We start from the raw sequence: 8257 nt of genomic DNA, 5'->3' as shown, positions 1-8257 counted from the left end.
CGCCACCATCAACGCCCTAGGCACCGCCATTATCAACGGGGATATGGAGCTTCGCACCTACCTGATGGAAGCCGGGTACAACCTGAACCCGCGCACCGGGGAAATCGAAGAATTAGCCGGGTTCGTGGAGGACTTCAGTAAGCGCAACGCGCAGATTAACACCCGCAAAAAAGAACTGATTGCCCTGTGGGAAGCAGAGCACCCCGGCCAGTTGATCGGCGTGGACTTGATGAACCGCATTGACCATCAAGCCTGGGCTGATACGAGAGCTGATAAGACCAGCGAGAACAGCGCCAACTTCGAAAAATGGGCCACCGAGCTAGCTGATTTAGGGTTTGTTGCCCCTACCCCCTCTGGTCGTTCTACGCGCTTTAATGCCTTGCGGAACGCCGATAGCCTGGCCCCCGGTTTTTACCACGACGCTGCCACCCAGGTTCTAGCGGTGCTTTCAGAGCAAAAATCAGGGTGGTCAGTTGCTGATATCAAAGCTGAGGCGCTGACCTATTGCGCCGAAAACAACGTCATTGCCCAGGCATCGGGCCTTGAGGATATTACCGGGCGCATTGTGGACGTCACCCTGAGCCGGTGCCTGCTCATTAACCCGGATATTGACCCTTATCGGGCACCAACGCACCTGCCCCTACTGACCTCCCAGCAGGTGGTAGCTACCGAGTCCAAGCTCTTTGATTACACCAGCGCCCTGGTAGCGCGTGAAACCTCGTATGAGCTGTCCTATAGCCCCCTAGCAAAGCCCCTGAAGCTGGGGGCGCACCAGAGCGTTGATGAGCGCGTACTGACCCGGCTCTTTAGCTCACGGGTGCTCACTGATGTTCAGGGAAAGCGCCTGTCCATGCCCACTGATCCGGCGCATCGTCAGGCTCTATCGGATATGGCTGGCACCCACCAGCTGGTGGTGGTAACAGGGCCTGCTGGGGCGGGTAAAACCACGCTGCTCAAAGCCTCAAAAGCCGTGGTTGAAGCCCGTGGGGCACGGCAGTTCATTGTCGCGCCTTCGGCTAAGGCTGCCGAGGTTGCCCAAGCAGAAACCGGGGCACAAACTAACACCGCCCACGGTCTGCTCAAGGCCTTTGGGTACGATTTTTCTACGGATGAGCACGGGGTAACGACCTGGAGTGAACCAGCTGAAAATCACCACGTACCGCGAGCATGGGCCTTGCGCCCGGGAGATCAGCTGGTGGTTGATGAAGCGGGCATGTTGAGCCAAGATGTGGCCGTGCGCCTGCAAGAAATCGCCCTGAAAACCGGTGCCCAGCTGGTAGTGACCGGCGATTATGCCCAGCTATCGGCGGTAGGACGCGGTGGGGTACTGCAACAGTGCGCCCAAATAAGCCCTGTAACCACTGACCTTGAGAGCGTGTGGCGCTTTAGAACCGCTACTGGTGAGGTGGATGAAGCCTACGCCCAGCTGTCCTTGAAGATGAGGGCACGCCATAACGCTGGGGCTATCTTTGATGAGCTGGTAGACCGTAGCGCGGTTGTTTTGCACGCTGATGAAGTTAGTGCCCAGCACGCTTTATCCCAGCAGTGGCTGACCAACCAGCAGGCCGGGCACAGCACCGTAGTTTCAGCGAGCACTAATGAGCTGGTGGCTGGTGTGAACGCTGAGGTTGCGCTTTTGCGTGGTGTTAGCGGGGATACTGCCTATGCCCAGGATATTGTGGATGGCCGGTTCGTGCAGTCGATGGAGGGCCAGGCTATTACGGTTGGCGATGTTGTCCGTACCCGCGAGAATAACCGCGAGCTGGGTGTGCTCAACGGTAAGAGCTATGTGGTGCGGGGTATCACTGAGGGCTTTGTGCGGGTGCAGTCCACCGATAAGGACGGGTCTGTGCATACCTTGCCGGTGGAGTATGTGGCTTCATCGGTACAGCTGGGGTACGCAACAACGGTGCATAGTTCTCAGGGCATGACCGTTGATAGCGCTCATTTGCTGGTGACTGGTCATACCGACGCCGCTGGTGTGTATGTGGGCTTGACGCGTGGCCGGTTTGAGAATGTGGTGCATTGTGTGGCTGCGGATTTGGATGAGGCGCGTGAGCAGTTTGTAGAAGCAATGGGCCGTGAGCGGGCTGATGCTGGTTTGGGTGCTGTGGTTGAAGGGCTACGGCAGATGCTGGCTGGTACTGACTTAGAGGCCAAGAGGCCTGAAGAGTATCCGGTGGTGGGTCATGTGGCAGATATGCGTGCTGGTGATGGTCTGGTAGCTGGGGGTCGAAAGTATCTGGTGGCTGGTACTGATGGGCAGGGTACTATCTATGCTGTGGGGAAGAATCGGGGCGGTAAATATGCTGTGCAGATTCTTCAGAAGCCTGCTGGTGAGGCTGTGGATATGGTTCCTGGTGGTGCGGTGCCGCTTCCCCCTAGCCTTCATGCAGAAATACAGAAGTACAGAAATCAGTATGTGCAGGCTCATCAGGCCTTACGCTTTGTTCAGCAGACCCAGGACTGGGTTAAAGCTGTGCGCTATCGGCCCCAAGAGGTTCTAGAACTTACCCAGGCGCATCAGCACCTTGAGACAGCGCGCCAGGTTATGGAGCAGGCTCAGCAGGGTGCAGCAACAGCACGCGAAGAGTACACCCACGCCCGCCATGACTTCGAACGTCAAAGAGGGCGAGCAGAATACGAGCTGAAACAGGCTCAACAGCGCAGGGACAGCCTGGGATTCTTCCAGAAGATGGTTAGCTCCAATATTCCGTTACGTCAGGCTGAACGCGCCCTTGATGAAATCACGGCCCAGGAGCCTTCAAAGGCACAAGTGCAGCAGGCTAATGCACAGTTGGCTCAGGCTAAGGAGGGCTATGAGCAGGCTCAGCAGCGTTTGGCGCAGGCTCAAGAGGCGCTGGGGCAAGCTCCTGTACTGGCTGGGGTGAGTTCTGCTGTGATTGATCAGCAGGGGGTTATTCATGAGCCTGATTATCAGCAGATTAGTGCTCAGGCTAAGAAGCAGCAACAGGAGGCTGTGCAGGTGTTGGGGCGTCTTACTGACCGGGGGGTTCCTGCTCAAGTGTGGTCAAAGGATGCTCAGGATCGGTTAGCTTATTCTGCTCGTGTGGCGAAGGCTGTGTCTGCTCGGCGGGCAGAGGCTAGTTATGTTTCTTCCCCTCGTGGGTGGGGTTATGAGCGTGGTGGAGGGCCGGGGTTGGAGCGCTAGGGTCGGGGGCCTGATTCTGTGCGTGGGTTTGGGCCTGTGCCGGGGTTTGACCCTGGGGCTGATTATGGCCCGAGCCTGTAAGCTCAACTGTTCACTATGGAACAGTTGAACTATCCCCTTGGAAGCCAAAGATGTGGTAGTCCGACACAACTATCGTGCCGGACTACCACTTAACTAGATTTTAGATATAGCTACTGTGCGTGGCGGCAATTATGTTTGACCCACAACATGAACCCACGTTCACCTAGAATTATTACGACCTTAAGCACGGGGTGAATAGCGACGAGCTTGAGCGCATTACGCCATGCATATCCATGAAGGCCTCCAGCCGCACTGGCCAAAATACGACAAATCTGCTCGTTCTGGTTCTGTGTAGTGGCATATCGGCCAAGCGAATAAAGAGGTTCTTCCCTCACTTCGATACCAGCTACAGCTGCCTGAATTTCACTTCGGCTCGTACTAGTGGTAGTTCCATCGGGGTCGATAATTGTAATCTTGTCAGCAGCTACATCCTCGATTACTTTCGTAGTCTGTCCATCAATAACAACAGTTGTAACGCTACCTGTACTCGTCGACGTTGTTGTTATATAGTTCCCCTCAATCTCGCGCACAGTAGTACTCGCGTTACCTGCGGTAAACGCTGATAGGAACATGCCAAACGCCACTACGAAAACTAGCAGTGGTCGAAAAATACCTGTTAACCTCAACATTGAAGTCCCTCCAGATTCCTACAGAGTGTTATGTAACATACATTACATCAATAACCGCATGTGAAGAATACCTGTAGGGTTAAAATATGAGGATTTTACTGTTACTAATATCAGCAACTTGCCTGATTTTCGGGTGTGTGCTTTGGCTCATCGGTTTTCAAACTGCTGGGACCGCACTGGCAATCTCCAGTGGAGTCCTGGTTCTGATTTTTTCAGTAGTGCAACCTCCACAAGAGGAAAGCAATCCTACACAGCTAGAGACCGTCCTTGACTGGGGCCTGGTCGCAATAGGCCTAGGAGCATTCGCTATAACAAAGGATATGTTCTTCTTAGTCTCAATTGCTGTTGTAATAACAACCAGTCCTGGAATCAAAAAGATGATTAATCAGCGAACGGCGAAGAAGGAAACCCAGTCAACCAAACATCCTCAATAAGCAAAATTACAGGAGCCACCCCTGAGAAGATTTCTATCCAATAGAACGCTTTGCGGGGCGCAGGACGAGGCCTTTGAAGCCGTTTTGCTTGCCTTGACCCTGGCCTTCTTCGGTAACGTTAGCGTTAGGCAAGTGAGCTTGGGCCTCTTGAAGAGCTACACGGAAGCGGCGTTTGAAGTCATGAATCTCCTGTGCCTGAGAGCCAAACTGAGCCTGAAGCTGTTCCCAGTTGATGTACAGCGGGGCCTGGAGCTGGGGGAGACGGCTAGAGAGCCACAGGTAAATGTCCAGCGCCAGGGGTGATTTGGACTCGCTGAGCAGTTCGCGCCAGGTTTCAGTTTCGACCGGGACGGCGTTGCTCTGAATGACGGACTCGAAGAAGTCGTCTGAGAGCAGGAGGTAGGACTCGCGTTCTTTGATGTCGGCGTTGGCGTCGAAGACGATTTCGCGACCGCGACCGACCATCAGGTCATATTCGGTGATTTTGGTGTCGCCGTTTTCGCGGTGTTCGGTGATCGAGACGTTGATGGTCATGGAGAGCACGGCGCGCAGTTGCTTCTCAGCATTTTTAGCGGTTTTGCTATCCCATTTCAGCCCAAGGTCTTTAAGAAAACCACGGTATGACTTGGATAAATCAATTCGAGGTGAGCCGGTTTTTTTGGCTTCAGTGGTCAGATATAGCAGGGCTGCGCGAGCGAGTTTTCCTGAGGGGATGAAGCTCTCGACGCTGCCGTCGGGGTTGGTGATAGCACCGGCTGTAATGGCGGTGCGGTTACGGCCGTTCTCGCGCACCCAGAGGTTGCTCTCGATGGGGCGATAAGGCAGGGAGCCGTAGATAAGGGTTGCCGGGTAGAAGCTCTTGTGAAGCTTTTCTACTTCCTCGTTAGAGGCGGTGGTGGTAACGTTTGAGATGGTATTATTTTCCATGTCATTCCTTTGCTTTAAGCGGTGTAAGGACTGGCAAGCCCTCAACCTGTTAGCGCAGGTATGGGGGCATTTTTTATGCCGTTGTACTACCCGTTTAGCCTACGCTGCACTTGGTCTTGTTGCAGCTCTACACGCGGGTAAGTCAGTTTTTCTTTCGCTTGTCAGGTGGGACGTTTACGGGGAAGGGCAGGCGAGTGGGACATTTAGCCCGAAGTGGCCCGAAGTGGGTGGGGGATTTAGCCCGAAGTGGGTGGGGGATTTAGCCCGAAGTAGTGGGGGATTTAGCCCGAAGTAGTGGGGGATTTAGCCCGAAGTAGTGGGGGATTTAGCCCGAAGCCTCTAATGAGAACGCCTGAGAACGCACTAGTGAACAAACGACTTATCTAGCGAAATTAGACGTTCACCAAAAGGCTATTAACAAAAGGCTTTTAACAAAAGAAAAGGAATGCTACGCATACTCTCCCTTTTCTTGAGTGCTCAATCGCCGCACTCAAACTCTGGCTTTGGCGCCGTTGGCGCATTCTGCATTCGCTCGTGCCTCGCTCATGCTCCTGTGGGGGGGACGCTCCCGCTCCCCCCGCACCCCCCCCTAGCGCTGGCGCGCAAGCTACCGCTCGCTCACCCTGCGCCTGCTCCCTCGCAAGCTCGGTGCGCTGGCTCCGGGTAAGTGCTCGCTCTCGCTTGCGCGCCTGGAATCGGCATTTTCGGCTTTTCGTGTGGTTGAGATGGGGTTGAGTTAAAAAGTCTTGTTAAGTACGCGCGCGAAAATTTTTTTTGGCAAAGACAGTCGCAAATATCGCTAAAACGCCCAAAAACCCACTTCTAAGAGCCTGAAACTCCAAAAACGCCCGGAAACCCGTCCGCAAATTTTTAGGGCCTTAGAAAGGCTTGCAGAGCTTTTGAGGGGTGAGGCGTGTAGACCCTGGGGGCAGAGGGGGCCAGAAAATTTTTTTTTTACATGTACAGCTGCATGTACTCAAAACCCCGGATAACTAGCGCAAAAACCCTCTTTTGCAGACCCTCTTCAGAGCTATAAAAAGCCCCTCTGACTAGCGGGGACACGGACACGCACGCCCTTTGTGGTCTATGGTTTTTGATAAGCCCCCTCTTCACGGCTCCCCGGTACCGACACTTTGCTGAATGCGCCGTGAGGAAGACCGAAGAGGAGGTGAGTACTGTGAAGCGGAAGAAGGCCGAAAAGAAGGCCCGCGAAGCTCGCAAATGGGTGGAGTCCATTGCGAAACTTCTACGGGCCGTTGCTGAATTCTGGAATGCCATCGACGGTTAGTTAGGCCTGTCGTAAGCATTCCCCAGTACAGGGTGCCCTTCATCTGATTTAGCGGTCGGTGAAGGGCATCTGCTTTTGTCCCTCAAGTCTAACACTGGGGTGTTTTGTTGTCTTTAGCGCGTATCCATGCAGAAAAAATACCGCTACGACCACCCCGCCCCAAGGGAACTCTCTCACTTATCCAAGGCGAGCTACGGAAGAAGAATCACGTGTAGGACACCGCCGTCCGCACCGTCCATCCATCCGTCTCCCCGTAAGGAAAAACCGTGCGCCCCAGCAACCGCACTTGCCCCGTCTGCCGGAAAAACTACACCGGAACCACAGCCACCTGCTCCAGCGCCTGCCGAGCCAAAGCATCCCGCCGAAAGCGCGCCGGCCAACCCATCGCCAACCCCTACAGCCCCCAAGAAGTCGAAGAAATCCTGACCGAACTGCACCAGCTGCAAGTGGGAAATCAGCGTCTACGCACCGGGCAAAAGCGCACCAAAGACTGGAAAGCAGAAGCAACCAAAGCGCAGGCAAAACTCGTCACTGCCCAAAACCGGCTAGCCCCCTACAGCGAGCAAAACCAGATCCTGAAAGAAGAGAACCGCCAGCTCACCCGCAAGCTCAAAAACGCTGGCCGACTCATCTACCGACTCCAAACGTCACTAGGAGCACCAAGCACCCTCATCTCTGACTACATGCACTTTGCCCGCTGGTACTACAACCACAAACCCCATCGCGAATGGGACGAGCACGATTACACCCGGCACAAGCGATTCATCAAGTTCCAAAGCCACGCCAAAGCCCAAGCAGAACACAAACGCCAAGAGCACCTCAAGAAGCTGCCCCCAGCTATCAAAGGACTCATGACCCTAGAACACGAAGAAGACTAAACACCCCAACAACACCACCACCCAAAAGCAAAGAACAAACACAACTAAGCAAGCCACACACAGACCACAAACCACCAAGAAAACCATGATGAAAGAACCAGAGCACTACCCAAGAACACCCACCACTACTAAACTAGAAAATAAGAGATAACAACAGGCACGTATGCCAAACACAGTTTGGGCTAGCGCCCCGTGACAAAAACGCACACCAACCCAGGGCGAAAGGAGGTCAAAAGAATGAAAGGCGGAATGGTCTTCTTCAAAGGCACCGGCGGACAAGCTGCACGGCGCTATCTTGAGCAAGATTCCCAGCTAGCAGCCAGCGGTTACTACACCGAAAACAACCAGCTTCTAGCTACCCGCACCGCCTACACCTCCGACGGAAATATCGAGGATATTCAGCTTCTGACCCCTGAGGAATACCAGGGGTGGGTTGAGTGGATTGACCCGCGCACCGGCGAAAAGCGGGGCACCCTCAAAGAGCGCGTTCACCCAGTCACCGGCAAAACTGAGCAGTCCGTCATGTTCATTGACAAGACCATCAACGCCCCTAAATCTCTCTCCGTCCTGGCCGCCATTGACCCGCAGTTCGCCACCGTCCTAGAGCGCACCATGGGCCGAGCTGCCGAAGCTATCGGGCGCTACCAAGCGCAGAACCTGCACACCCGCATCATGAGCCAGGGCGTGCGCTCATGGGTGCCGGTTGAACGCCTAGAATCAGCCACCGTGGTGCATAAGACCTCCCGCGAGGGTGACCCCTTTTGGCACCTGCACTTCCAGACCCTGAACCGGGTCTATGTCGGCGGACGCTGGCGGGCGCTGGATACTGCCGAGTTGGTCAAACACAA

5 protein-coding genes are annotated in these 8257 nt (G+C 54.7%); 3 read left to right on the top strand and 2 right to left on the bottom strand.

Features of this window, described 5'->3' with window-relative positions; genetic code table 11:
• The coding region (locus ACEE43_RS10910) for an AAA family ATPase (protein WP_449122327.1) at positions 1 to 3172 on the top strand (3172 nt) is incomplete at its 5' end.
• A gap of 191 nt (positions 3173 to 3363) precedes the next feature.
• Here the strand turns inward: ACEE43_RS10910 and ACEE43_RS10905 are convergent.
• Both ACEE43_RS10905 and ACEE43_RS10900 read right to left on the bottom strand, forming a co-directional pair.
• Positions 3364 to 3783, bottom strand: a complete 420-nt coding sequence (locus ACEE43_RS10905; protein ID WP_449122326.1) for a hypothetical protein — start codon at positions 3781 to 3783, stop codon at positions 3364 to 3366.
• A 566-nt stretch (positions 3784 to 4349) separates the two neighbouring features.
• Positions 4350 to 5243, bottom strand: a complete 894-nt coding sequence (locus tag ACEE43_RS10900) for a replication protein RepA (protein ID WP_449122325.1) — start codon at positions 5241 to 5243, stop codon at positions 4350 to 4352.
• Positions 5244 to 6797: 1554 nt separating this feature from the next.
• On the opposite strand from ACEE43_RS10900, the gene ACEE43_RS10895 reads away from it, so the two are divergent.
• Together ACEE43_RS10895 and ACEE43_RS10890 are read left to right on the top strand one after the other, a co-directional pair.
• Entirely contained in the window at positions 6798 to 7409 is a 612-nt protein-coding gene (locus ACEE43_RS10895; RefSeq protein ID WP_449122324.1) for a hypothetical protein, read from the top strand.
• A 237-nt stretch (positions 7410 to 7646) separates the two neighbouring features.
• A partial coding sequence (locus ACEE43_RS10890) for a relaxase domain-containing protein (RefSeq protein ID WP_449122323.1) occupies positions 7647 to 8257 on the top strand: 611 nt, incomplete at its 3' end.

This window comes from Rothia sp. 11254D007BW (assembly GCF_053548195.1).
The sequence above is the reverse complement of the archived record's forward strand: the minus strand, read 5'-3'. Positions and strand labels throughout refer to the sequence as shown.

Bases quoted from the DNA above. Each gene is read 5' to 3' on its own strand.
- ACEE43_RS10900 (WP_449122325.1), bottom strand. From the start codon at position 5,243: ATGGAAAATAATACCATCTCAAACGTTACCACCACCGCCTCTAACGAG.